Origin of the sequence: Planococcus donghaensis MPA1U2, from assembly GCF_000189395.1 — a bacterium.
Lineage (GTDB): Bacteria > Bacillota > Bacilli > Bacillales_A > Planococcaceae > Planococcus > Planococcus donghaensis_B.
This window is the reverse complement of sequence record NZ_AEPB01000035.1, coordinates 22,107-45,175: the sequence shown is the minus strand read 5'-3', so window position 1 is coordinate 45,175 and position 23,069 is coordinate 22,107. Positions and strand designations below refer to the sequence as shown.

Here is a 23,069-nt window from a genome sequence, read left to right as displayed (position 1 = left end):
GAGNGATTTTTTGGTTTTATTTGAAAACGCTCGTACTGTGTAGTGGTTGAACTTTAGATTTTGGATCTAAGTAAGATTTTGCATTATTAATGGCTGTCGGTGCTTCACCGAAACCAACTGCAATCAATTTCACTTTTCCTTCATACGTTGCAATGTCTCCTGCAGCGTAGATTCCTGGAATGCTTGTTTCCATTTTAGAGTTGACGATGACGGAGTTTTTATCCATTTCAAGGCCCCACTCTTTTATAGCCCCTAAAGAAGTAATGTTGCCATAGTTGCAAATTACATGGTCTACTTCAAGACGTTCTTCGTTTCCTTCTTTGTCTATAAGAACAAGCTCACGGACTTGGCCGTTTTCGCCGACCAATTCTTTTACACCAAAAGGTTTTTTCACTTCTACTTTAGATGCCATTAAAACATCGATGTTCGCTTCGTGTGCAGTCATTTTCTCTCTACGATGGCTCAAGGTTACGTGCGACGCAACATTTTCAAGCATCATTGACCAGTCAACGGCTGAATCACCGCCACCTAAAACAACTACTTTTTTATCGCTAAAGACCGTTAAATCCTTCACTCCGTAATGAAGTGATGTTCCTTCAAAAGCTTCGCATCCTTCAACTGCAAGTTTACGCGGTTGGAATGCACCAACTCCTGCAGTTAACAAAATTGCTTTAGAATAATGTAGCCCTTTGTCTGTTTGAATGACAAAATAATCTTCGTGACGTTCAGCAGCAGTTACCGTTTCCTCTAAACAAATTTCAGGATCTCCGTATTTTGCTTGTTGAACTAAGTTGTCCACTAAATCTTTTGCTAATACTTTCGGAAATCCACCGATATCGTAAATGAATTTATCCGGATATAATTCAGTCAGTTGACCACCCAATTGTGGCAAACTGTCTATAATTTTCACTTTCATTTTGCGCATACCGCCGTAAAAGGAAGCAAACAAGCCCGTTGGCCCGCCGCCGATAATCGTTATATCAAAAATTTCGCGTTCTCCCATTTATAACACTCCTAATCTAATCAGTAACTATATCCTATCATATTTTACCCGGTTTCACGCCATTGGACTTATGACGGAAATTCAAAAAAATAAAAGTTTGAATACTCCGTCTTTTATCTTTAAACTAAAGCTTGGATACATACGAAAGGGTGAATGCAGTGGACTTAGGAATTAAAGAAAAAGTAGTTGTTGTGATGGCTTCTAGTAAAGGTCTCGGCAAAGCAACCGCACTCGAGTTTGCCAAAGAAGGCGCAATTGTTATTATCTCTAGTCGAAACCAACAGACACTAGATGCGACGGCAGCAGAGATTAAAGAAGCTTCTGGTAATAGCCAAGTATTCTCACACGTTTGCGATGGCTCGAAAGAACAAGATATTCTGGATTTGTTTCATTTTATAGCCGATCAATTTGGACGAATTGATATTTTAGTCAATAATACAGGCGGTCCAAAAGCTGGTGGCTTTGATGCAATTGAAGATGCCGATTGGTACCAAGCTTTTGAACAAAATTTGTTGAGCTATATTCGCGCATCCCGAGCCGTTCTTCCTTATATGAAGGAACAGCAATTCGGACGCATCATTAACGTCTCCTCTTCTTCTGTTAAAGAAGTGATTGATGGATTGATTTTGTCGAACACTTTCCGTGCAGGAATGGTTGGGTTTGCGAAGACTTTAGCGCGTGAAGTTGCAGGCGATAACATTTTGGTCAATACTGTTGGCCCTGGGCGATTTGCTACAGACCGCGTCGGTGAACTCGATCAAATTGCTGCAGACAAACAAGGCGTTGTTGTCGAGCAAATTGTGGAAAAAAGCAAAGCATCGATTCCGGCCGGACGCTACGGAGAACCGGAGGAATTTGCCAAAATCATTGTTTTTCTTGCCTCTTCGGCTAACTCTTACTTAACCGGACAATCGCTTGTTGTAGAAGGTGGATCATTAAAAGCATTGTAATGTGCCAAATGATTATACAGCCACCTCAAAAATCGATATACTAGAAAATGAACCTATTATAAAGGAGATGTTTTAACATGGCTAAAAAAGGACACATCCACATGGAAAACGGCGAAATCATCGAATTCGAACTTTTCCCTAATGAAGCACCAAACACTGTTGCAAACTTTGAGGAACTTGCAAACTCAGGTTTCTACAATGACGTAACATTCCACCGCGTAATCCCTGGCTTCGTAAGCCAAGGCGGCGACCCTACTGGTACGGGTGCAGGCGGCAGCGGCAAAACAATCAAATGTGAAACTGCAGGCAACCCACACAAACACCAAGCAGGAAGCCTTTCAATGGCGCATGCAGGTAAAGACACTGGTTCAAGCCAATTCTTTATCGTTCACGCACCACAACCGCATCTTGACGGCGTTCACACTGTTTTCGGACAAGTGACTTCAGGACTTGAAACTGCTAAAGCGATGAGCAATGGCGACAAAATGACAAAAGTTCACGTTTTTGACGAAGAATAAAAACAATTGAGCTTAGCCGGACTGGATTTTCATCCAGTCCGGCTTTTTGTTTGTTGTTTTATTCCATAATCTTGAAATACTGTCGAGTTCGAGTGGAATACTGCCCGAATGGGGTGAAATACTGTCCGATTCGAATAGAATACTGTCCAAATCACAGCAAATACTGTCCAAACGCAAAAATTCACAAAAAAAGATACGCCCAGAGGCGCATCTTTTATAATACTTTACTCAAAAATGCTTTTGTCCGCTCATGTTGCGGATTGCCGAACAATTCTTTCGGCACATTTTCTTCTACTATATAACCTCCGTCAATAAACAACACGCGATCGCCCATTTCAGCAGCAAATCCCATTTCGTGTGTCACAACGACCATGGTCATACCTTCTTGCGCTAATTGCTTCATAACATCTAGCACATCGCCTACCATCTCAGGGTCAAGGGCTGACGTTGGTTCATCAAATAGCATGATTTTCGGATCCATCGCCAGTGCACGAGCAATTGCTACACGTTGCTTTTGACCACCCGACAGTTCGCCTGGGTAAGCTTTTGCTTTTTCACGAAGTCCTACTTTATCTAACAGTTCATAAGCTTTTTTCTCAACAGATTTTCTGTCACCTTTTTTTACTTTCATCGGTGCTAAAATAATGTTTTCCAGTACCGACTTATGTGGGAATAAGTTAAATTGCTGAAACACCATTCCTACGTCTTGGCGAATTTGGTTGATGTCTATTTTCGGATCGGTAATATCCGTTCCTTCAATATAAACATGTCCTCCGGTAATTTCTTCAAGTCGGTTTAAGCAGCGGAGAAACGTACTTTTTCCCGAACCAGATGGACCAATAACACAAATAACTTCTTTTTCTTCCACGACCGTACTGATATCTTTTATAACTTCTAGCTTGCCGAATGATTTTTTTAAGTTTTCTACTCGAATCATAGTCATCGCAATACAAACTTCCTTTCTACATAATTCGCCAGCATAGATAGTAAGTAAATAACGACGAAGTATATAATTCCTAGGATTAAGTACACATTAAAAGCGTCAAACGTGGCGCTGGCCTGAATACGACCTTCTTGCGTCAAATCTGCCACTCCAATGACTGATAGCAACGATGTATCTTTTAATGAAATAATCGCTTGGTTCGTGATGGTTGGCAACATGCGTCTGAAAGCTTGAGGCAATACGATATAGCGCATGTTTTGCGTTGAATTCAAGCCAAGAGAACGTGCTGCTTCTGTTTGTCCTTTATCGATTGACTGAATACCCGCACGAATGATTTCCGAGAAATAAGCACCTGCATTGATTGCTACGGTTACAATTCCTGCAGTCGTATTGTCCAAAGAAATAAAAGCTAAAGAGTTCAAACCAAAATAGATAAAGAATAACTGGACGATAAATGGTGTTCCTCGAATGGCATCAACAAAGATTTTTGCAATCCAATTTAAAATTTTCAAAGGTGCTAGTCTAAACAGCGCAACAATTAAACCGATTAAAAATCCAAGTACAATTGCGATTGCAAATATATAGAGCGTTACTTTCAAACCTTCCATTAAATACGGAAAGGCATTAATAATTGTATCCATCTTTACATCTCCTTTGAATAAAAAAATGCAGCGCGCTTATGCGCGCTACATTTATTTTTTATTCTGCAATATACTTCGCTAAAATTTCATCGTATTTACCGCTGTCACGCAACTCTTGAAGACCTGTGTTGATTTGCTCAAGAACTTCTGCGTTTTGACCTTTTAATACAGCAATTCCGTATTGATCTCCAGTTAAACGATCTCCTACTGTTTTCAAAGAAAGTCCACTTTCAGCAATTGCATAAGCAATAACTGGGTAATCTTCTAACAATACTGCTGCATTACCGTTTGAAACTTCTTGGAACATAGATGGGCTATCTTCGAACTGTGCTACTGTGTAGCCATATTCTGCTTCGTTATCACGAGCAAATTGAGCACCCGTAGTTCCGCTCTTAACCGCTACCGTTTTACCTTCTAAATCATCTAAAGAAGTGATTTCACTGTTATCTTCTGCGACAACAAGAGACAAACCTGCATCAAAATAAGGATCAGAAAAATCAACTACTGCTTTACGCTCATCTGTAATACTCATACCAGCAATCGCGACATCTAATTGATCCGCTTGCAAAGCTGGGATAATTCCACCAAAGTCCATTGGGCTGAATTCAATTTCGAACCCTTGGTTTTCAGCAATCGCTGTGATCAAGTCAATATCGATTCCTGTATATTCGCCGTCTACTTCAAACTCGAAAGGTGGGTACGTCGTGTCGATTCCTACTTTGTAGGTTTTGGCATCACTTCCACTTTCTCCACCCTCCGTTGTATCTTCACTCTCGTCGGATCCACAAGCAGCGATCACGAGCATCATTGCCATAAGTAGTGCTAAAAGACTCCATTTTTTCATTTTAGTTCCCCCTTATTTTCTTTCATCGGCCTTACTGAATATTAATATATCATAATTTTCTCAAATTCAGAACCTTTGAATAAAAATAACTAAAATATTGTAGAATCAATCAGTACTAAAGTTCCTGTTTACTAGCGACTTCTCGTTTTTTACGTAATCGATTAAATAATCGGAAGTTGTGAACCAACGTTTTCAAAACTGCATATGTTGGAATGGCGATTAAAATTCCGATAAACCCATATAATGCACCTGCAATCATAAGAAGCAAAATAATCGTTAACGGATGGATATTTAAACGATTTCCCATAATGTTCGGCGTGACCAAATTTCCTTCAAGTTGTTGAACAACCAGTAATACAAGAATAACTTTTACTGCCATCCACATATCACCACTCGTCAATGCCACAAAAAGTGCTGGCACAATCCCAAGGAGAGGACCTAAAAACGGCACAATAATTAAGAACATCGCAAAAATTGCCAAACTTAAAGCATAGTCCAACCCGATAATCAGATATCCGATATACATTAATACCCCTACCACGCCAGCGACGAACGCTTGACCGACGATAAAGTCTGATAATGTTTGATCGACATCTTTTAATATTTTTTTACCTTCCATTTTATGCTCTTCCGGCAAATATTTAGTCAAATGAGGGATAAACTTATCATCGTCCTTCAATAGAAAGAACAAGACAAAAGGCACGACGATTAACACAACCACTACATTCATAAGCATGGTTAAAATGTCCATAACGTTATTCAGTAAACCTTCTGAAAGATTTTCTACGTAATCCAAAGTCCACATGCGAATTTCCGAGCCTGTGACTCCTCCAAATTGAAAATTAGCTATAAAAGAATTCGACTCTTCTGTTACTTCTTCCACAGTTTCGGGTGCCAAATTCACTAAACTATCCACTTGTTTAGTAATGACCGGTCCAAAAAAGTAAAGTAATAAAGAAGCAGTTAAAGCAATAATCGTAAAAATAATTCCGATTCCTACAATCTTAGGTACAAAACGTGCTAACCAATTTACAATTGGTCGTAATAAATAATAAAAAAGACCACCTAACAAGACCGGAGCGAAAATTGTTGCGATGACGATTTGTATAGGTTCTAGCACATAATCAATTTTCCCTAAAAAAAACAAAGTAATAGCTACGAGCAATATGGCTGTTGTGTATTCAAAAAATGGCTTTTTAATCCACATACTTTTTCCTCCTTTCTTTATTTATGCCTTGAATTTCGGCATATAAAAGCGAAAGCAAAAAGGTGTTTTGCTTTCGCTTTCGGTTTTCTCTTATTGATCCTTTTCAAGCTCACGCATTTCTTTATGAGTTTGTGGAAATCCATTAGCTTGCCATTCATCTCGGTAAATAGAGTCCAATTGCGACAATCCTTGTTCAGCAGAATCTTCTATCGCATCGACACTTTCTCGTTTGTCGATTTCAGCGCTGTTGTGCATATCTGTATCTGGTTCCACACGAACTATATTTTTCTTTTGGTAAGCTCGATAAACAAAAATTCCAGAAGCAGCTGCGAGTGCGCTACCAATCAATGTGTTTGTGGTTGATTTTTTCATACTAATCCCTCCTAAAAATATACGCTCACTTTTCCTTATATACCCTTTATGTACTTTTTAAACTGACTAAATAGACCTAGTCCTTTTCACTTGAATCATTACCAAGAAAGTAAGTTTGGATAAAATGTATATACAAAAAATTAAATAACTTATTATCTTTTTAATATTTTTTTGTTACAAAAAATCCTTTTTTATGGTAAAATGAGATCAAATAGGGAGGGATAAATATGAAGACTTTTTTATCTTTAATTGCAGCTGCCATCCTGATGTTCAGTGTGTTTTTAACTCCCGCCAACGCGATTGTTTTGTTTGATGACGTAAATGCCGACCATCCGTTTGCTTTTGAAATTGCTTATCTCTATGAAGAAGGCATTATCAATGGCTATCCCGATGGTACCTTCAGACCAAATGACCCTGTCACTCGTGCTCATGCCATTGCAATGATTGGCCGAGCGGTGTATTTAGACGACACAGCGCGCTCGACCGGCTTTAAAGATGTTCCTTCAAGTCATCCGTTTTCCGGCTATATTGCTTCGGCTGCTGAAAAGGAAATCATTTTTGGTTTCCCAAATAACTATTTCCGTCCTGATTGGACTGTTACACGCGGGCAAACTGCCGCTATGCTAGACAGAGCTTTCTATTTTCCTGAAGCTCCAGCCAATACGTTTAAAGATATGACAAAAAAACATTTTGCATTTGATGCCGTATCACGCCTCGCTTATTACGGGGTTGCACGCGGCTATCCAGACAATACGTTCCGACCTGACACACCAGTGACTCGCGCGCAATTTGCTGCATTTCTAGCTCGCGCAGTTGACCCGGTGTTCATCCCTGAAAAGCAGAAATTGCTCTCTACAGCCAATAAAATTTTGGCTGAACTAAAAGCAAAAGACTTTGCTGATGTCGCAACTTATGTAAGTTCTGCAGATGGACTGACCTTCTGCCCTTACAGCGGAGGATGTCTCGATAGCGGTGGGGTTACTTTTACTAAAGCACAGCTTCCAAACTTTATGACCAACTCCAATGATTATTTATGGGGGTACCAAGATGGTAGTGGCTTTGAGATCAACTTAACGCCTGCTGAATATTATGATCAGTATTTGATGAATGCGACTTATACCGATAAAGATCGGTATGGAAGAACAACTCAACCAACGGCTCATGAGTTTATCCATCAGCTCTACCCAAATGCGATGATTGTCGAATACCATAACCCAGGAACAGAACAGTACGATGGTATGGACTGGCAAAGCTTGAGCATGGTATTTGAGAAAAATACTAGCGGTAAATGGATATTAGTAGCGATTATCAATGATCGCTGGACCATTTAAGCGCTAAAATAAAAAATGCCTGGCGACTTTATGTGCCAGGCATTTTTTCGTTTTCTGTAGCTTGCAGCAACAACTGTGTTAAAGCCGCTTGAAATTTCTCGTTATCTTCAGGCTGTCTTTTTTTCGGCCCCTTCATCCTGCCGCCGCCTTGACGAATCTTCTTCGCGACATGACGACCGTGAAGCAATTGTTCAATATTTTCATCTGAATAAACGCGACCGTTTTGATCAATCGGAATTCCTTGCTTAGCAAGTACCATTGCTGCAAGTCCGTAATCTTGCGTGACCACAATGTCCCCTTTTTTCACTCGATTTACAAGAACAAAATCTACAGCATCCGCTCCTTTTGATACTGTAATGGTCTCTGCGCCTTCTCGGTACATTTCATGGGAAGTGTCGCAAATCAATATGACAGGTAAGCGATAAACCTTCGCTAACTCAATCGTTTGTGACACAACAGGACAACCGTCTGCGTCAATTAATATTTTACTCATCACGCTTTGCCCCCTCCACCATTTCATCCACCAGTTTTTCAGCTGCTCTTCTATAAAGATTACTTGTATGTACCAGTGATGCAATTAGCAAAACACGCTCTAATTCTTCTGCATCTTCCGCTTCTGCTAGTTGTTCACTAACCTCTCTTGCTTGTTGTGTTAATCCTGTTTCAAAGAAAGTTATATTGTTTTGCTGAAGGTTTAAATAGCTTTGGTAAAACTGTTCGAGATCTAGCTCTTTTTTCTCTGCTTTTTCATTAATACCATCTAATACTTTCTTAACATCATTAATTGATAAAGCGCTTTTCATTTGATAAATCAAACTAATTAACATGATATGATCTCGACTGTATTTTTTGCTTTGAATCGGATAAAACAATTTGCCTTTTGCGTAATTATTAATCATCGTTTTGGTGAGAATTTTTTCATCTGGGTGTCGTTTTGTTTCTGCAAAACTCGATTCAAACAACTGAATTACTTGATCGATATACAAATCAATTTTTGGAATGTCTTCTGGTAAGACTTGATTGTGAAAAGCCATTTCTCCGATAAGTTTATTTGCATTTTCGATATGCACTCACGCTCCCCGAGGTATTTCATACTCGCTATTTTACATCATTATCAATAATTCTCCAAGCTTGACTACACATTATAATACGAGTATCTTTATAAGTAGTTTCAATAACTACATATAGCGAGGAGCTTTTTAGATGAACACATATATTCGAGAACCATTTAATGCGTTATCCCATTTAGCAGGAGCCCTATTGTCTTTAGCAGCCTTGTTAGCAATGGTGATTAAAACAACCTATGCAGACCAACCTGCTTTACACGTAGTGGCTGTTTCCATCTTCGGCATTAGCTTAATCTTTTTATATAGTGCTTCTACCATTTACCATTCCGCTATTTCTCAGCCTTATATCATTGCGTTTTTGCGTAAACTCGATCACTCGATGATTTTTGCGTTAATCGCAGGATCTTATGCTCCTTTTTGTCTTATTGCTCTTGGGGGAACCCTTGGTTGGACTCTTTTTTCACTTGTCACAGTTTTAGGACTTAGCGGCATCTTCTTTAAAATGGTTTGGTTCCATTCCCCAAGATGGCTTTCTACTGCGATTTATATTGCGATGGGCTGGATTATCATTTTCGCAGTTGTGCCACTAACAAATAGCCTTTCTTTAACTGGCTTACTTTTGCTTGTTGCTGGTGGTGTTTCTTATACAGTTGGTGGCATTATATACGGACTCAAACCAAATTTTTTGTCTTCCAAATATTTAGGGTTTCATGAGATTTTCCACCTATTTATTCTTTTCGGCAGCCTCTGTCATTTCTTATCCGTATACTTTTATGTGCTATAAAACGAAAAAGGGTGCACAATTTCTTGTGCACCCTTTTTCTAATTTAAAATCTATAGCTATTGTTAATGAGGCTGAGACTCATGTTTTGATGAAATCCACATATAATAAAACACTACGAGAACTACGAAAACCCCTAGCATTAAGTAGAGATTTGCATAACCAGTGATTCCTGCGATTAACCCAAGCAATACTGATCCAATAGCAATCCCGCTATCATAAAAAGCAAAGAAAGTTCCAGTAGCATAACCGCTACGATGCTTGTCAGCCGCCTGTATGGCAAGGCTTTGAAAACTCGGCAATAAAGTTCCGTAACCAAGACCAATTAATGCGCCTGATAGTAGCAGCATCCACGAACTTTCGGTAAAACTTAATGTGATTAAACCTATACCAAAAATAACAATCGAAGGAATAATGACCACTTTAGGTCCTATGGTGTCAAACAACCTTCCAGTAATCGGTCGTACAATTAGCATTGCCATGGCATACACAAGAAAGAAAAAACTTGCCGTTTGGATGAGCCCTAGCGATTCCGCATAGACAGAGATAAACGCGATAACACTGGCATATGCAAATGCGATCAAAAAACCTACAGTTGCAATTGGCATCGTTTTTTTCTCTAAAAAATCGTTGATTGACAATTTATGTTTTGGTGGTTTACTGTCAGGGTCTTCCTCTACTTGAACAGCTAACGCACATAAAAATCCAATAAGAATAATAATCGCAAGGACGATAAAGATCATATGTGCTGATACATACTGTTGCAACGTTAATACAATAAAAGGACCTACCACTACGGCTAAGTTCATCGCAATACCGTAATAACCTAAACCTTCACCCCGTCGTTCTGGCGGGATAATATCTGCAGCTATCGCTCCTGCAACAGTTGTTAGCAAGCTAAACCATATGCCGTGGAAAAACCTCAACCATAAAAGTCCTGTGAAACTCCCGACAACTAGATAAAGTACAGTGCTAATGGCAAACAAAAATACGGAAATTAACAGCATTCTTTTTTTGCCGAACTTCTCCAATATCATCCCTGATAAAAAACGCATAATGATGGCAGATAACAAGAATACAGAAATAACCAATCCTGCTTCTGTAGATGTACCGTTTAATTCATTCAAAACATAAAGCGGCATATACGTTAGCAAGGCATAAAATACGACAAAAACAAAAAACGTGCTGATGGAAATATTAACAAAACTTTTTGTCCAAATTGGTCTTTTTCCAGTCATTCCCTACATCTTCTTCCTTAAAATGATTGTCCGATTTTTTTCAATAACAAGATGAGTTGATCTTGCTCTTCGTTCGAAAGGTTCGCGACCATCTCTTTTTCCACAAGCTGAATCCGCTTTTCGATTTCTGGCAAATGTTGTTCTGCAAAAAGAGACAAGTGAACATTTTTTGCCCGCTTGTCGTGACTTTCTTCCCGGAATACCCATCCGCTATCCTCTAGTCGAGTGATAGTCCTTGTAACAGTTGGGGCTTCCACATTCAAATATTGCCAAATTTCTTTTTGTGTCATCGAACCAAATTGCTTTAAACAAAAAAGAATCGACCATTGCGAACTATATAATTCAAACCCCTTTAATGTATTGTTCAATTCTTTTATTGATAATCGAGACTTTTGGTGGATTTCGTGAAATAGCAGGTTCTTCATTAAATTCATCCTTAACTATTATTTACCTAAGTAAGTATATTCGTATTTAGTCGACCGGTAAAGAAAATTGCTTCGGTTTCCGAATAAAAAAAGCCGTCTTCAAAAGAAAACGGCTCAGACTGTAGACAAAGTCTTATTAAACTGAATAGTGACGCATACTCTTCAACCGGGCTGGCCACTTCGCTTTCCGTGGACCAGCCCAGTTGAAGGCTTCTTGCTACGAACAAAGTGAGATTCTTTAGTGCGCTTCACCATAAAATTAACTTATGAAAAGGTTTTTCTCTACTCACTCCAGGATTCGGAGCACCTAGTGGCGACTCCAGCGGAAAAACGAAGTGATGAGACCCCGCAGGAGCTTGCGACGAGGAGGCTCAGCGCGGAGTCCGCGGAAAGCGTCCACTAGGTGTGGAGAATCCCACATGCATACAAAAATGAGTAAATATTCTTTTGTCTACAAGCTGCCGTCCTCAAAAGAAAACGGCTTTTCATTATCAAATTAACAATCCTTGTTTTTTAGCATCAAATAGTAATTCTTCACGGAACTTTGGATGCGCTATTGCCGCTAAACGTTTAGCGCGTTCAGAAAGGGAGACGCCGTGTAAGCGAGCAACGCCGAATTCTGTAACAATATTGTCCACATCATTTTTGCCAGTTGTTACGACAGATCCTGGTGTCAGATGAAGCTTGATTCGCGACAATGTATCGTCTTTAGCAGTTGATGGCATACAAATATAACCTTTTCCATTTTCAGCGAATCGTACACCGCGCGCAAAATCAACTTGGCCACCACTTGACGAATAATACTTTCCACCCACTGTTTCAGAAGCACATTGTCCAAACAAATCAACTTCTGTTGTTGAGTTGATCGAAACAATATTTTTTTCTTTCGCAATTTCTCGTGGATCGTTCACAACACTCACTGGCAAGAATTCTACTACCGGATTATTGTTGATAAAGTCATATAAGTTTTTAGACCCAAAAGCGAAAGTGGCGACAATTTTCCCAGGATTCGTAAACTTCCGTGTCCCGTCTACCGCTCCAGCAGCTACTAAGCCTGCGACGCCATCTGGCAACATTTCTGTATGAATACCTAAATGCCGATGATCTTTCAACATGCTAATAACTGCATTAGGTACAGAACCGATTCCGATTTGCAACGTGTCCCCATCTTGAATGTCTTGAATAATGTTAGATGCGATCAATAAATCCCGATCGCATACTTCTGGAATGGTTTCTTCTGAAAGAGGAATATGATGCTCTACATATCCTGAAATTTGGCTGATATGAACTTGGTTACGGCCAAATGTCCGCGGCATATTTTTGTTTACTTCTAAAAGAAACGGCACTTTCCCAATAAATTCAGCAATATAATCAGCCTGTGTACCTAAAGTAAAATATCCATGCTCATCTATTGGCGATGCGACCGTCATAATCATCGACATTTTCGTTGTTTTTTGGAGCAAACGAGGCACTTCATGAAAATTATTAGGAACTAAATCTATTTTTGCTTGTTGATATACTTTACGCGTGGCCCCACTTAGAAAATACGAAACATGTTTTAATTGCTCGATTTCTCCTTGAATATATGACCGTGATCGTAAAGCCAACATTTGATGGATTTTTACGCCATCTAGTTGCTCAGCGTTTTCTTCTAATATATCTAGTAATCGGATTGGTTCTCCGTTGGCAATCGGAATAATCAAATCTGCATTTTTATCGATTAAGTTTACAACTTCTTGCGGCGTTAAGTGCTTGCCCATCTTATAACCCCCTGCTTTTTTCACTCTATTCTAACTTTACCATATATTCTGCAAGGTCTTTTATTACTTAAATTTATAAACTATTTTGTTTTCACATAAAAAAACCGTCAGTTTTTCTGACGGTTCCGACTTTTAAAAGCGTATCCAATGCCGGCTAAGCCAAACAATGCCATAATCGCCCATAAAATCACAAGAGTGATAGAGCCTACCCCATTAGACCCTTGCATAACAGCAGTAAGCTGCAATGCCAAGAAAGACAGGCTGACTAGAGCAATTGCGCCAAAATAAATGATTCTCGTTTTAAAACTAAAATCTTTCATTTTTTAAAACTCCTTTGGTGTTCGTTAATGTCCCTGTAATCCGAGGTTGCAATAATTTAATCGCTTACTTCTATTATTCACTTTTTCCAAGTACTTCAAACACAGACGCCTTTACTGCTGGACTTTACTTGATGACAAACTTTGTCCGACTATAACCTTCTTTTGATTTTTCCACTTGTAATATCGCAGGAATTGCAGCTTTTAGTTCTTGTACATGGGAGATAACACCGATCATTCGTCCAGATTTTTGTAAATCAATCAAGGTTTCAATCGATTTGTTGAGTGATTCTTCATCGAGCGATCCGAACCCTTCATCGATAAACATTGTATCGATTGAGACATTTCCTTGAAAGCTTTGAATCACGTCTGCCATACCAAGTGCTAAGCAGAGTGAAGCATTAAACTTCTCTCCCCCAGACATCGTTTTAACATCTCGCGTCTGTCCAGTATACGCATCATAAACATCTAACCCAAGACCACTTTGTTTGCCGCGTGCTTCTTGACGGTCGCTGCGAATCAAATAAAATTGACCATTTGATAAATTTTTCAATCGTTCGTTAGCAGATAAGATAATTTGTTCCAAATACTCGATTTGCAAATAGCGTTCAAACGAAATTTTCAAGCCGTTTTGTCCCCGTATCATATTATACAAATCTGCAATTCGATTGAGGTTTTGCTCTGCTTCCAGCGATTTTTCAATCACACTTTGAATACTGTCGATTAACTCCTTACCGTTCTTTTCGTAATCTCGTGACCGGTTTTTCTCTGCAAAAGCATTTTCGTAATCTGCTTTAAGTTCAGCTAACTCAACTTCTGCTTGACTTAAGTCTTTCAAATTTTTGTCCGCTAGCAATTCTTTTAGTTCGGTTACTTGTTGCGTTAGCGTATGGTGGCGTTGATTAAATTCTTCAATTTCTTTTTTCAACGCAACAAATGCGGTTTCTGTCATTTTTGCTTGTTGATAAGCTTGTTCAGATTCAAATGACGACTTTTCAAGCGCTTGAACAAACTGTTGCTGAGCATTTGCTCTCTTTTCTTCTACTTCTTTAGCTGTATTCGTAGCATGACGAACAGACACTTCCGCACTAGCCACTTGTTCTTTCGCTTTCTGATAGCGTTCTTGAGCCGATTTCCAGTTTTGCTCATACTGTTGTTTTTGTGAGATGACTTGTTGCAATTGTTGTTTCAATACAGATAGTTCACGTAGTTCTTCTGGAACTGCGGCTAATTCATTTTCAAAAACTGCTGCAGCTGTTTGATAAGAAGAATTATGTTGCTGGACTTCTGCAGCCAGCTTTTGTTTGTTTTGCTCTAGTTGCTCAATTTTCTCAGAACAAGAAACGGCTTGCTCTTTCCATTTTCGCAACTCCACCTTACGAGCTTGCTGTTCTTTTATTTTTTCAGTTAACTGATATTTTCTTTGCTCTAGCTCGGTTGAAACTTCTTTTAGTGTTTCGACTTCTAGGTTTAGTTCCGCTAATTCGCGCGCTTTGTTTTGTAATTGCTCTTCTAGCGCACTCAGTTTCGCTGACACGTTGCGGTATTCTCCATCCACTTGGTTAAAGTCAGCTTTCAGCATTTCTACTTGCTCTTTTGTCACAACTTGCGCTGAGTCAGCCAAGTTTGCCCCAGGGTGTTCGGTACTTCCGCAGACAGGACACGCTTCTCCAGCATGCAATTGACCGGCCAAAACATGCGCTTGGTTGGCAAACCACTGCGTTTCTACTTGTCGATATGCAGCGGTTATTTCTTCAAACTTCACCTTCTTGTCTTCTTGTATCGCTTGCAATTGATGCTTTTGCTCTTTCAATAAAACATAGTCGGTTGTTACCCGATATTGTTCTGTTACGACGGTTAACTCTTGTTGCATCTCATCAGATGCGTCCAGAAGTTTTTCTATTTCCATGATTTTTTGATCCAGTTGTTGTTTTTCATTTTTTTGTTCACTGAATTCTTTCTCTGCCTGCTTTAACCGATCTTCTGATTGTTTTGAGGTTGTTTCGAGCTGTGCTAACTGTTGTTTTTCCTCAGTTAACTCTTGTATCGTTGGCAATAATTTTTGCAAGTACAGAAGCTGCACGCTCAATTTGTCACGCTCATCTTGAAGGTCCTGTTGCACATGAAACGTCTTTTCTGCTACTTCTTTTGTCTGTTGTGCTTGTTCTTGGTGATAAATTGCATCTTTCAGCAATTTATTTTTTTCGACTTCATTGCTGCTTAACTCATGAACTACGCTTTCGATAGTCGCTATATAACTCGCTCTTTCAGCTGATTGCAAAGCCTTTTCCTTTTCTGCATATTCCGCTTGACGTTGCACAAGCTGTTCGAGTTGATCATTTTTTGTATCAAGCTCATGAAAACGGTCATTCCATTTTTTTGCTTCGTGATAAGCGGTCATTTTGTCAGCATGAAGCTGATAAGCCTTTTCGTACTTTTTCTCATCTACGCTAATTTTCTCTTTGTAATAAGCCGTCTCTTTTTGGAGGCCGTCTAGCACTTGATTGATATTTTTATGTTCGCGACCTAACACTTCAAAAAGTTCCGATTGGCGTTCTGGCAAGGACGTGCTAATCTGCTGGAGATGAATATTCAACTTGTGATGCTCACGGTCAAATATTTTTTCTGCCGCATCCTTTTTTTGCTTTAGTCGTTCACTGATCAGTTTATAGGGTTCTGTTTTAAATATTTTCCGAAGAATCTCTTCTTTATTGTCCGTTTCTGAAGTTAAAAGTTTACGAAACTCACCTTGTGGCAACATAACAATTTGGCTAAACTGATTTTGTGTCAAACCAACAATCTCTTCAATGCGCCGATTGATTTCCGAGACAATTTGACGTTCTACAGCTGGTTTTTCGCCTTCTTCTGTTCGCTCAAAAAATTCATAGCGCTCTCCAGTCGGACTTTTATTGCCTTTTTTCACATGGCTCATTTGGCGCAACACACGGTATTTTTTATCGTGAATTTCGAATTCCATTTCGACAGCCGTATGTGTTGTGTCATTCGCGAAATCACTTCTTAATATACGTGATTCGCTTCGATCAGAGCCACTGGCAGAACCGTACAAAGCAAAGCAGATGCCATCAAAAATTGTGGTTTTACCTGAACCCGTACTCCCTGAAATAACAAACAGCTGATTTCCTTGCAAATTAGCAAAATCAATTTCTTCAGTGTTTTTATAAGGGCCGAATGCGGTCATTTTCAACTTTAACGGTCTCATGACTTCACCTCTTCTTTTACAGCCGGTTCTTCACGCAAAAATTCACCAAGGACATCTTTAAAAGTGTCGACCGTTTCTTTAGTTGCCTTTTCACCTTTTACTTCTTCGTAAAAAGCATGGAATAAAGACAAAGAATCCATTTTGCGGCGTGATCCCGTCTCACTTTGCAACATAGTACCCGAGAAATTTTGTCGTCCAACATGCATAGCATTTGGATACACGGATCGGACTTTTTCCATCGGAAATAGCACAGGTGTCTCGTCCAACAACGTGACAAACACATAATCATCACTAATTTCATGGGTCAAAATTTCATCTATAGTTCCTTCAACTGTGCGCATATTACGCTTTGGCGTAAACAAGCGCTTTTCTACAGTGACTTCCCCTTGTGCATCTAACTCAACAATGTGAAAGCCTTTTTTATGATGCTCTTCAGAAATTGAATATTTTAAAGGAGACCCCGAATAACGAATGGTTTCATTCAACACGAAATGGGCTTTATGCAAATGACCTAACGCTGTGTAATGAAAGCCTTCAAAATGGTGGGCATCTACATGTTCCGCTCCTCCAATGGATAATGGTCGTTCGGAATCACTTGTATTTTCTTCTTGCTCACCATGAGGCGTTACAAATGCATGACCAACAAACACATGACGTGCATGTGGGTTGTATGCAGACTTTATATTTTCTGTAATAGCCTTCATCGCATCGTTGTGTGTGCGAATCGTATCATCGTCGAATTCATAACGGACCATCGAAGGATCGGCATACGGAATCAAATGAAAATGAACTTCCCCAAACTGATCATTTAAAACAACCGCTTGATGATTTTTATGAACATGACCAGCGATATGAATTCCATTACCTTTCATTAGACGGCTGCCGAAATTTAGTCTTCCAGGACTGTCATGATTTCCTACTACTGAAAGAACTGGCGTTTTTAACTCCAACACAATTTCTGCCAATAACTCATCAAGCAAATTGACAGCGTCTGTAGGAGGAACTGCACGGTCATAAAGATCGCCAGCAATAATGATAGCATCAGGTTTTTCTTCTTTAATTGCATCTAAAAATTGCTCTAGCACAAATTGCTGGTCTTCTGTCATGTAAATACCTTGTACAAGCTTGCCTAAATGCCAGTCGGCAGTATGAAAAAATTTCATCTAATTACCCCTTTCGGTTGTTACAAAAGAATATATGTTCGTTCCATTATACACGAGATAGACTGCTTGTTTTAATCGGTCTTTTGTTCTATAATAAGAACAAATGTTCTTATTATGAGGAGGGTTAATCATGAAAGCACAAATTCAAAAGGCTTTTAAGTACCAGCAACTAATCGATATGATGTACATCGCAAAGGATGGCAGTATTAGCAAACGTCGCGTTAAAATTTTATCGATGACAGGAGATTCGTTTCAAGCTTACTGCTTTCTTCGTCGCAAGAAACGTACTTTCAAAATGGATAATGTGCTTTCAGTGATGCCCGTTATCCATAAAGAGCGCCAGATCATATAAGCACGATTCTATCATTATGATACACTTGAAGAAATATCTTTTGGAGGGTGACATGATGCGATTAACCGTTTATCTTGCTGGAGAAATTCATAGTGCGTGGCGCGAAGAAATTAAGAAAAAATCGGCTGCTTTGGATTTGCCTATCGATTTTGTGGGTCCAATGGAAATTCATGAACGTTCGGATAACATCGGCGAAGACATTCTTGGGGAACAGCCTGATGCGATTGCTAAAGATCATGCAGCTTCAAGCTTTAATAATTTGCGTACCGGCGTTTTGATGCATAAAGCCGATTTGGTTATCGCGTTATTTGGGGAACAATACAAACAATGGAATACCGCTATGGATGCTAGTACAGCACTTGCTGTAGGCAAGCCGGTCATTATCATTCGTCCAGAAAAACTACACCATCCGTTAAAAGAATTATCTCGAAAAGCGAGTGTAACTGTAGAAACATGTGACCAAGCCATTAAAGCTTTATCTTATATTCTAGAACAATAAAAAAAAGCCCCTCGGGGCTTTTCTTATTGGTACCAACTTCCGACTATTGGGTAGTCGAAATATTCGTTGTTAAGTGCTTTGATAATTCCCATGATCGGCACAATAACACCCATCAGTCCAAAGACGATAAGCATTGGAATACCGATTAAGAAAATAACTAGCCAGCTGGAAATAAAGATCAATGCTCCGATTACTAGTTGGAACAATAATGCTTGAATTGACAGCTTTTTAAGTTCTTTGTCTTCTGAAATGAGAAACACAATAACCGGGACAAGAAATGGTGCAAAAAACGCACTAGCATGGACAAGTACTTTCAAACCTGTGTTCTCCATCTTTTAAACCTCCAGTCAATTCTTTCTTATTCTTTATATACGATTGACTGTACTGAAAGTTTCACTTTGTATTAATTAATCCGTAAAACAACTTTGCCGAATTGATTGCCTGAGGCTAAATGATCAAACGCTTCTTGCGCTTTATCCAATGAATAGATTTTATCTACGATTGGCCGCACATTATGAGTTTCCATATGCTTTAACATAGCTCGTAACTCTTCTCGACTTCCCATAGTTGAACCAAACAATTTGTATTGTCCGTAAAAGAATTTACGAAGATTGAAATCTACAATATCGTCTGTAGTGGCTCCAAAAATAACGATTCGCCCACCTTTTTTCAAAACATCCAGTGAACGATTAAACGTCGCCTCTCCGACACTGTCGATGACCAAATCAATCGTTTCTCCTTCAAGCTCTTTCACCCAATCACTGTCTGTCGGAATGGCCATATCGGCTCCGATTTTCTTAGCGTATTCACGCTTTTCTTCACTTCGTGAAGTGACAATTACACGAGCTCCACAGTTTTTCGCAAATTGAATAAGGAACGTTGCAACCCCGCTTCCTGCTCCCGGTATAAACAAGGTTTCTCCTTTTTTCAATTGACCTTTTGTATACAAAGCTCGATACCCAGTCAGTGCAGGTAAAGCCAAACTCCCAGCTTCTTCCCAACTCATATGAGCTGGTTTTTTCTCTAATTGTTCAACAGAAATTGCAATTTTTTCTGCAAATGTGCCATGGTCAGGCAATCCTAAAATATCAAATTCGGCAGGTGGTGCTTCGCTATTTTTGTACCAACGCAAAGCTGGGTTAATAATCACTTCGTCTCCATAAGCAAAGTCGACTACATCTTCTCCAACTGTATCGATTACACCCGCTCCATCTGATCCAATGACAAGCGCTTCTGGATTATCTCCATAACGTTTGATCAAGCCTAAGTCTCTGCGGTTGATGCCTGCCGCTTTTAAAGACACGACTACTTCTCCCGATTTCGCTTTTGGCTCTTCTATCTCTTTTAACTTCCACTCACCGGATTCCATTACGAATGCTTTCATTTAGTTCATCCTTCCTTAAAATAATCACTAAATAACTCCAATTGTTTTTTGCTAATAATATCCTGTGAAAATAGCGGTACGTATACTAACTTTTGAGTAGAAAATGTGTCTTCTATTTGTTGCATGTATTTCTTTTCATGCTTTTTCCGTTCCATTAAAAACTCTCCATCTGCTTCGTCTGGCAACACTTTGTTAATGATGAGCGTTTTGACGTGAAGATGATAATTATGCAATAAATCCAGTGCTTTTTTTGTTTCTAAAATAGGAAGTCGTTCTGGATTTAGCACAAAGATAAACCCAGTTTCTTTCTCATTAAGTAACAGATCGCGCGCTTTGGAGAATCGCTCTTGACGCTCTCTTAACACATCGTATATCGGATCTTCTCTTGGCTCTCCATCATTTAATAGTTGGGAGTAGTTTTCATTGGTTTTGCGACGTTTCTCAAGCAATCCATCAATCCAAACACCCATTAGTTCCGGCAATGTTAACAACCGAATGGTATGACCGGTTGGCGCCGTGTCGAACACTAACTTATCGAAATTTTGACGTTCTTCTAAAATGATGTGAATCAGCTTATCAAATAACGCCGCTTCGTCTGCACCTGGAGAAGCTTTTGCCGTATCTAGTTGACGGTTTACTTCTTCCATCATGCTCGAATGAACGGTTCCTTTAATATTGGCTTTTACCGTTTTAATATAATTATCTGTTTCAATCTCCGGATCAATTTCAAGTGCATACAAATTATTAGCAATTTCTTTTGTTTTACCACCGATTTGTTCGTTGAAAATATCTCCTACATTATGAGCAGGATCTGTTGAAATCAATAACGTTTTATATCCTTCTTTGGCAGATCTCCAAGCAATCGCTGCAGCTGATGTCGATTTCCCTACACCGCCTTTTCCACCTACGAAAATAATGCTTTTAGTTAGTACATCCATATTTTCTCCTCATTCCTAACAAAACTAACAGCAACGAATACCGGTCAATGGGGATTTATCCATGCCCATGCGCAAATGCCAATCGTGAAATTCTTCTATCATATACGGATACAATTCCAGCGTGTAATAATACACAGGATTCGGAATTCCCAACATCTCCGAGTACAGCATGAGCAAAAAGAGATCATCTTCATCTCGTAGTTCACGTGCAATTTCAGTGCGATGTGGCAATTCAAGGACAGCCTCATAAAAAGCGATCAATTGTTTTAATTTATCGAACACCAACATATCGACACCTCTTTCTAATATAAATGGAAGGGATCACAATTTTCATGATCCCTTACCCATTTTTATATTTTATTCTTCCCCTGAGAAATCAGGGTCTGTTTTGTTCAACAATGCTTGGACTGCAGTTAAAATGATCCAGAGCGTAAAGACAAAAATGATTGCTCCGAATATGAATAGCAACATACTTGGCTGTTTGGCATACCATGCCCATTGCAAGAACACTTGCTGGAACATGGCCCAAAGCGTCATAAACATCAAGAAAATCATCGGAACGATAGTGATGATGTAATTTCGCCCGAGTTTTTTCAGCCAAATGGAGATTAGTAATAAACTGATACCCGCTAACAACTGATTGGCTGTTCCGAACAATGGCCATAACAAGTATCCACCTGAACCAAAACCATTTGGTCCTTCAGGAAGTAACACAAGTGCAGCACTTGCACCGACCGCAATGGTTGTTGCCACATGTTTTTTCTCAAGAGACGGAATTTTGTATTCGACTCCAAGTTCTGAAATAATATAACGCATTAATCGAACTGACGTATCCAAAGTAGTCGCTGCAAACGATACAACAATAATCGAAACAATGGTCGAAGCAACATCTGCTGGAATCATCAATCCTTGCGCTAGCCCTGTAGCCCCTTCGATAAAAGCACCTAACCCTGCTCCGTTAGAAGCTTGGAAACTACTATAAGTGGCAAAGAATGACTCGCGATCAGGGAATAACGTAATAACAGCAATAATCGAAATTAATGCCAAGACTCCTTCTCCGACAGCCCCTAAATACCCAACAAAACGAGCATCGGTTTCTTTATCTAATTGTTTTGAAGTTGTTCCCGACGAAACAAGTCCGTGGAATCCGGAAATCGCACCACAAGCAATTGTGATGAACAATAACGGGAACCAAGAAATATCGGCATCTGGATTTGTCATAGGTGCCGTTATCTCTGGGTTTGTAAATAACAACCCAAGATATAAAATACCCAGCCCTACAATCAATTGATGTGAGTTGATAAAGTCACGCGGTTGAAGTAACTTCCAAACCGGCAACGTAGAAGCGATGTAAACATAGACCATCAAAACGATGATCCAAATAAAGAACGCCGTTGAAATAGGATCAAGTCCAAATATTCCTGTTCCGTTTTCTCCACCCATATATTGAACAAGGTCAATTTGCAGGAAACTCACTTGGCTCGCAACAATGGCAGTTATGTACATAATCGCTAAAGCAAATACTGAAGGAATAAGCATTTTCTTGTTTTTCTTATACACAGCATGACCAATCCACATTGCTAAAGGAATCTGGATAAACACCGGTACTACACTAGCAGGATAAGAAATGAATAGCTTAGCAATAACCCAAGCAAATACGGCATTAACCATTAATACTAAAATTAAAATAATAAACAGGAACAATACTTTTCCTCGTTGCCCAATCAAACGGTGAGCAAGTGTTCCCACTGACTGTCCTTTGTTTCGAACAGATAGCACCAATGTTCCAAAATCATGAACCCCCGCTGCAAATACTGTTCCAAGTACTACCCATAACACTGCCGGCAACCATCCCCAATACACAGCAATGGCTGGACCTAAAATAGGGGCAGCTCCAGCGACTGACGTAAAATGATGACCCCATAAGACAAACTTATTGGTAGGCACAAAATCGACGCCATCTTTAAAGCGATGGGCAGGTGTAACGTAATTCGGATCTAGCTTAAAGATTCTCTCTGCTATAAATTTGGAATAAAAGCGGTAACCCAGTATAAAGATAAAAATCCCAATAGCAGCTAATGCAATCGCATTCATTTTTCCAACCCCTTTTTGTCAT

Annotated in this window: 25 protein-coding genes; 6 read left to right on the top strand and 19 right to left on the bottom strand. The window is 39.4% G+C overall.

The window, feature by feature from the left end; all coding sequences use genetic code 11:
- Nucleotides 1-16 precede the first annotated feature (16 nt).
- A complete protein-coding gene (locus GPDM_RS10730) occupies nucleotides 17-1,003 on the bottom strand; it encodes an NAD(P)/FAD-dependent oxidoreductase (protein WP_008431296.1) in 987 nt (328 codons plus the stop codon).
- A 158-nt stretch (nucleotides 1,004-1,161) separates the two neighbouring features.
- Between GPDM_RS10730 and GPDM_RS10725 the strand changes: the two genes are divergently transcribed.
- Together GPDM_RS10725 and GPDM_RS10720 are read left to right on the top strand one after the other, a co-directional pair.
- Complete coding sequence (locus GPDM_RS10725) at nucleotides 1,162-1,953, top strand: SDR family oxidoreductase (protein WP_008431295.1); 792 nt, start codon at nucleotides 1,162-1,164, stop codon at nucleotides 1,951-1,953.
- Between the two features lie 77 nt (nucleotides 1,954-2,030).
- On the top strand, nucleotides 2,031-2,471 hold the full coding sequence (locus GPDM_RS10720; RefSeq protein WP_008431293.1) for a peptidylprolyl isomerase: 441 nt from the start codon (nucleotides 2,031-2,033) through the stop codon (nucleotides 2,469-2,471).
- Nucleotides 2,472-2,685: 214 nt separating this feature from the next.
- Here GPDM_RS10720 and GPDM_RS10715 read toward each other — a convergent pair whose 3' ends face one another.
- From GPDM_RS10715 to GPDM_RS10695, 5 genes are all read right to left on the bottom strand, one after another.
- Entirely contained in the window at nucleotides 2,686-3,414 is a 729-nt protein-coding gene (locus GPDM_RS10715) for an amino acid ABC transporter ATP-binding protein (RefSeq protein ID WP_008431292.1), read from the bottom strand.
- Nucleotides 3,411-4,055 carry an amino acid ABC transporter permease gene (locus GPDM_RS10710; RefSeq protein ID WP_008431290.1) on the bottom strand — a complete coding sequence of 215 codons (645 nt, stop codon included), beginning with the start codon at nucleotides 4,053-4,055 and terminating at the stop codon, nucleotides 3,411-3,413. The genes GPDM_RS10715 and GPDM_RS10710 overlap by 4 nt, the downstream gene beginning before the upstream one ends.
- Nucleotides 4,056-4,113: 58 nt before the next feature.
- A complete protein-coding gene (locus tag GPDM_RS10705; RefSeq protein ID WP_008431288.1) occupies nucleotides 4,114-4,899 on the bottom strand; it encodes a transporter substrate-binding domain-containing protein in 786 nt (261 codons plus the stop codon).
- A 115-nt stretch (nucleotides 4,900-5,014) separates the two neighbouring features.
- On the bottom strand, nucleotides 5,015-6,106 hold the full coding sequence (locus GPDM_RS10700) for an AI-2E family transporter (RefSeq protein WP_008431286.1): 1,092 nt from the start codon (nucleotides 6,104-6,106) through the stop codon (nucleotides 5,015-5,017).
- Nucleotides 6,107-6,196: 90 nt separating this feature from the next.
- Nucleotides 6,197-6,478 carry a hypothetical protein gene (locus GPDM_RS10695; protein WP_008431285.1) on the bottom strand — a complete coding sequence of 94 codons (282 nt, stop codon included), beginning with the start codon at nucleotides 6,476-6,478 and terminating at the stop codon, nucleotides 6,197-6,199.
- Nucleotides 6,479-6,705: 227 nt separating this feature from the next.
- Here GPDM_RS10695 and GPDM_RS10690 point away from each other — a divergent pair, with 227 nt between their 5' ends.
- Nucleotides 6,706-7,809: an S-layer homology domain-containing protein gene (locus GPDM_RS10690; protein ID WP_008431284.1), complete on the top strand. Its 1,104-nt coding sequence runs from the start codon at nucleotides 6,706-6,708 to the stop codon at nucleotides 7,807-7,809.
- A gap of 28 nt (nucleotides 7,810-7,837) precedes the next feature.
- Here the strand turns inward: GPDM_RS10690 and GPDM_RS10685 are convergent, their stop codons facing one another.
- Nucleotides 7,838-8,302 carry a YaiI/YqxD family protein gene (locus GPDM_RS10685; protein ID WP_008431282.1) on the bottom strand — a complete coding sequence of 155 codons (465 nt, stop codon included), beginning with the start codon at nucleotides 8,300-8,302 and terminating at the stop codon, nucleotides 7,838-7,840.
- Nucleotides 8,295-8,879 (bottom strand): DUF1836 domain-containing protein, encoded by a 585-nt coding sequence (locus GPDM_RS10680; protein ID WP_008431281.1) that lies wholly within the window; start codon nucleotides 8,877-8,879, stop codon nucleotides 8,295-8,297. Before GPDM_RS10680 ends, GPDM_RS10685 begins: the two co-directional genes overlap by 8 nt.
- 133 nt (nucleotides 8,880-9,012) lie before the next feature.
- Here GPDM_RS10680 and trhA point away from each other — a divergent pair, with 133 nt between their 5' ends.
- Entirely contained in the window at nucleotides 9,013-9,660 is a 648-nt protein-coding gene (gene trhA, locus GPDM_RS10675) for a PAQR family membrane homeostasis protein TrhA (RefSeq protein ID WP_008431280.1), read from the top strand.
- 62 nt (nucleotides 9,661-9,722) lie between these two features.
- Here trhA and GPDM_RS10670 read toward each other — a convergent pair whose 3' ends face one another.
- The 6 genes from GPDM_RS10670 to GPDM_RS10645 all read right to left on the bottom strand — a co-directional run bounded on the left by GPDM_RS10670 (nucleotide 9,723) and on the right by GPDM_RS10645 (nucleotide 17,780).
- The gene (locus tag GPDM_RS10670; protein ID WP_008431279.1) at nucleotides 9,723-10,895 is read right to left on the bottom strand and encodes an MFS transporter; all 1,173 of its coding nucleotides are present in this window, start codon (nucleotides 10,893-10,895) and stop codon (nucleotides 9,723-9,725) included.
- A gap of 17 nt (nucleotides 10,896-10,912) precedes the next feature.
- Nucleotides 10,913-11,320, bottom strand: coding sequence for a MarR family winged helix-turn-helix transcriptional regulator (locus GPDM_RS10665; RefSeq protein ID WP_008431278.1), 408 nt, complete (start codon nucleotides 11,318-11,320; stop codon nucleotides 10,913-10,915).
- Between the two features lie 491 nt (nucleotides 11,321-11,811).
- Nucleotides 11,812-13,080 carry an acetyl-CoA hydrolase/transferase family protein gene (locus GPDM_RS10660; RefSeq protein WP_008431277.1) on the bottom strand — a complete coding sequence of 423 codons (1,269 nt, stop codon included), beginning with the start codon at nucleotides 13,078-13,080 and terminating at the stop codon, nucleotides 11,812-11,814.
- Nucleotides 13,081-13,187: 107 nt separating this feature from the next.
- A complete protein-coding gene (locus tag GPDM_RS10655) occupies nucleotides 13,188-13,400 on the bottom strand; it encodes a hypothetical protein (RefSeq protein WP_008431276.1) in 213 nt (70 codons plus the stop codon).
- 124 nt (nucleotides 13,401-13,524) lie between these two features.
- On the bottom strand, nucleotides 13,525-16,617 hold the full coding sequence (locus GPDM_RS10650) for an AAA family ATPase (protein ID WP_008431275.1): 3,093 nt from the start codon (nucleotides 16,615-16,617) through the stop codon (nucleotides 13,525-13,527).
- Complete coding sequence (locus tag GPDM_RS10645; protein WP_008431273.1) at nucleotides 16,614-17,780, bottom strand: exonuclease SbcCD subunit D; 1,167 nt, start codon at nucleotides 17,778-17,780, stop codon at nucleotides 16,614-16,616. The genes GPDM_RS10650 and GPDM_RS10645 overlap by 4 nt, the downstream gene beginning before the upstream one ends.
- Before the next feature lie 130 nt (nucleotides 17,781-17,910).
- On the opposite strand from GPDM_RS10645, the gene GPDM_RS10640 reads away from it, so the two are divergent.
- Nucleotides 17,911-18,132, top strand: coding sequence for a transcriptional regulator (locus tag GPDM_RS10640; protein ID WP_008431271.1), 222 nt, complete (start codon nucleotides 17,911-17,913; stop codon nucleotides 18,130-18,132).
- A 55-nt stretch (nucleotides 18,133-18,187) separates the two neighbouring features.
- Complete coding sequence (locus tag GPDM_RS10635; protein ID WP_008431269.1) at nucleotides 18,188-18,631, top strand: YtoQ family protein; 444 nt, start codon at nucleotides 18,188-18,190, stop codon at nucleotides 18,629-18,631.
- 23 nt (nucleotides 18,632-18,654) lie between these two features.
- Here the strand turns inward: GPDM_RS10635 and GPDM_RS10630 are convergent, their stop codons facing one another.
- The 5 genes from GPDM_RS10630 to GPDM_RS10610 all read right to left on the bottom strand — a co-directional run bounded on the left by GPDM_RS10630 (nucleotide 18,655) and on the right by GPDM_RS10610 (nucleotide 23,047).
- The gene (locus tag GPDM_RS10630; protein ID WP_008431267.1) at nucleotides 18,655-18,963 is read right to left on the bottom strand and encodes a DUF4870 domain-containing protein; all 309 of its coding nucleotides are present in this window, start codon (nucleotides 18,961-18,963) and stop codon (nucleotides 18,655-18,657) included.
- Between the two features lie 71 nt (nucleotides 18,964-19,034).
- Entirely contained in the window at nucleotides 19,035-20,015 is a 981-nt protein-coding gene (locus GPDM_RS10625; protein ID WP_008431266.1) for a zinc-binding dehydrogenase, read from the bottom strand.
- 5 nt (nucleotides 20,016-20,020) lie between these two features.
- The gene (locus GPDM_RS10620; protein ID WP_008431262.1) at nucleotides 20,021-20,953 is read right to left on the bottom strand and encodes an ArsA family ATPase; all 933 of its coding nucleotides are present in this window, start codon (nucleotides 20,951-20,953) and stop codon (nucleotides 20,021-20,023) included.
- Nucleotides 20,954-20,977: 24 nt separating this feature from the next.
- Nucleotides 20,978-21,241, bottom strand: a complete 264-nt coding sequence (locus tag GPDM_RS10615) for a cory-CC-star protein (RefSeq protein ID WP_006829350.1) — start codon at nucleotides 21,239-21,241, stop codon at nucleotides 20,978-20,980.
- A 69-nt stretch (nucleotides 21,242-21,310) separates the two neighbouring features.
- Complete coding sequence (locus tag GPDM_RS10610; RefSeq protein WP_008431256.1) at nucleotides 21,311-23,047, bottom strand: carbon starvation CstA family protein; 1,737 nt, start codon at nucleotides 23,045-23,047, stop codon at nucleotides 21,311-21,313.
- Between the last annotated feature and the right edge of the window lie 22 nt (nucleotides 23,048-23,069).

Coding starts and splice junctions, on each gene's coding strand:
- trhA (WP_008431280.1), top strand. CDS start 9,013: ATGAACACATATATTCGAGAACCATTTAATGCGTTATCCCATTTAGCA.
- GPDM_RS10665 (WP_008431278.1), bottom strand. CDS start 11,320: ATGAAGAACCTGCTATTTCACGAAATCCACCAAAAGTCTCGATTATCA.
- GPDM_RS10710 (WP_008431290.1), bottom strand. CDS start 4,055: ATGGATACAATTATTAATGCCTTTCCGTATTTAATGGAAGGTTTGAAA.
- GPDM_RS10715 (WP_008431292.1), bottom strand. CDS start 3,414: ATGACTATGATTCGAGTAGAAAACTTAAAAAAATCATTCGGCAAGCTA.
- GPDM_RS10650 (WP_008431275.1), bottom strand. CDS start 16,617: ATGAGACCGTTAAAGTTGAAAATGACCGCATTCGGCCCTTATAAAAAC.
- GPDM_RS10630 (WP_008431267.1), bottom strand. CDS start 18,963: ATGGAGAACACAGGTTTGAAAGTACTTGTCCATGCTAGTGCGTTTTTT.
- GPDM_RS10615 (WP_006829350.1), bottom strand. CDS start 21,241: ATGTTGGTGTTCGATAAATTAAAACAATTGATCGCTTTTTATGAGGCT.
- GPDM_RS10685 (WP_008431282.1), bottom strand. CDS start 8,302: ATGAGTAAAATATTAATTGACGCAGACGGTTGTCCTGTTGTGTCACAA.
- GPDM_RS10635 (WP_008431269.1), top strand. CDS start 18,188: ATGCGATTAACCGTTTATCTTGCTGGAGAAATTCATAGTGCGTGGCGC.
- GPDM_RS10700 (WP_008431286.1), bottom strand. CDS start 6,106: ATGTGGATTAAAAAGCCATTTTTTGAATACACAACAGCCATATTGCTC.
- GPDM_RS10695 (WP_008431285.1), bottom strand. CDS start 6,478: ATGAAAAAATCAACCACAAACACATTGATTGGTAGCGCACTCGCAGCT.
- GPDM_RS10720 (WP_008431293.1), top strand. CDS start 2,031: ATGGCTAAAAAAGGACACATCCACATGGAAAACGGCGAAATCATCGAA.
- GPDM_RS10660 (WP_008431277.1), bottom strand. CDS start 13,080: ATGGGCAAGCACTTAACGCCGCAAGAAGTTGTAAACTTAATCGATAAA.
- GPDM_RS10730 (WP_008431296.1), bottom strand. CDS start 1,003: ATGGGAGAACGCGAAATTTTTGATATAACGATTATCGGCGGCGGGCCA.
- GPDM_RS10655 (WP_008431276.1), bottom strand. CDS start 13,400: ATGAAAGATTTTAGTTTTAAAACGAGAATCATTTATTTTGGCGCAATT.
- GPDM_RS10625 (WP_008431266.1), bottom strand. CDS start 20,015: ATGAAAGCATTCGTAATGGAATCCGGTGAGTGGAAGTTAAAAGAGATA.
- GPDM_RS10645 (WP_008431273.1), bottom strand. CDS start 17,780: ATGAAATTTTTTCATACTGCCGACTGGCATTTAGGCAAGCTTGTACAA.
- GPDM_RS10610 (WP_008431256.1), bottom strand. CDS start 23,047: ATGAATGCGATTGCATTAGCTGCTATTGGGATTTTTATCTTTATACTG.
- GPDM_RS10690 (WP_008431284.1), top strand. CDS start 6,706: ATGAAGACTTTTTTATCTTTAATTGCAGCTGCCATCCTGATGTTCAGT.
- GPDM_RS10640 (WP_008431271.1), top strand. CDS start 17,911: ATGAAAGCACAAATTCAAAAGGCTTTTAAGTACCAGCAACTAATCGAT.
- GPDM_RS10670 (WP_008431279.1), bottom strand. CDS start 10,895: ATGACTGGAAAAAGACCAATTTGGACAAAAAGTTTTGTTAATATTTCC.
- GPDM_RS10620 (WP_008431262.1), bottom strand. CDS start 20,953: ATGGATGTACTAACTAAAAGCATTATTTTCGTAGGTGGAAAAGGCGGT.
- GPDM_RS10705 (WP_008431288.1), bottom strand. CDS start 4,899: ATGAAAAAATGGAGTCTTTTAGCACTACTTATGGCAATGATGCTCGTG.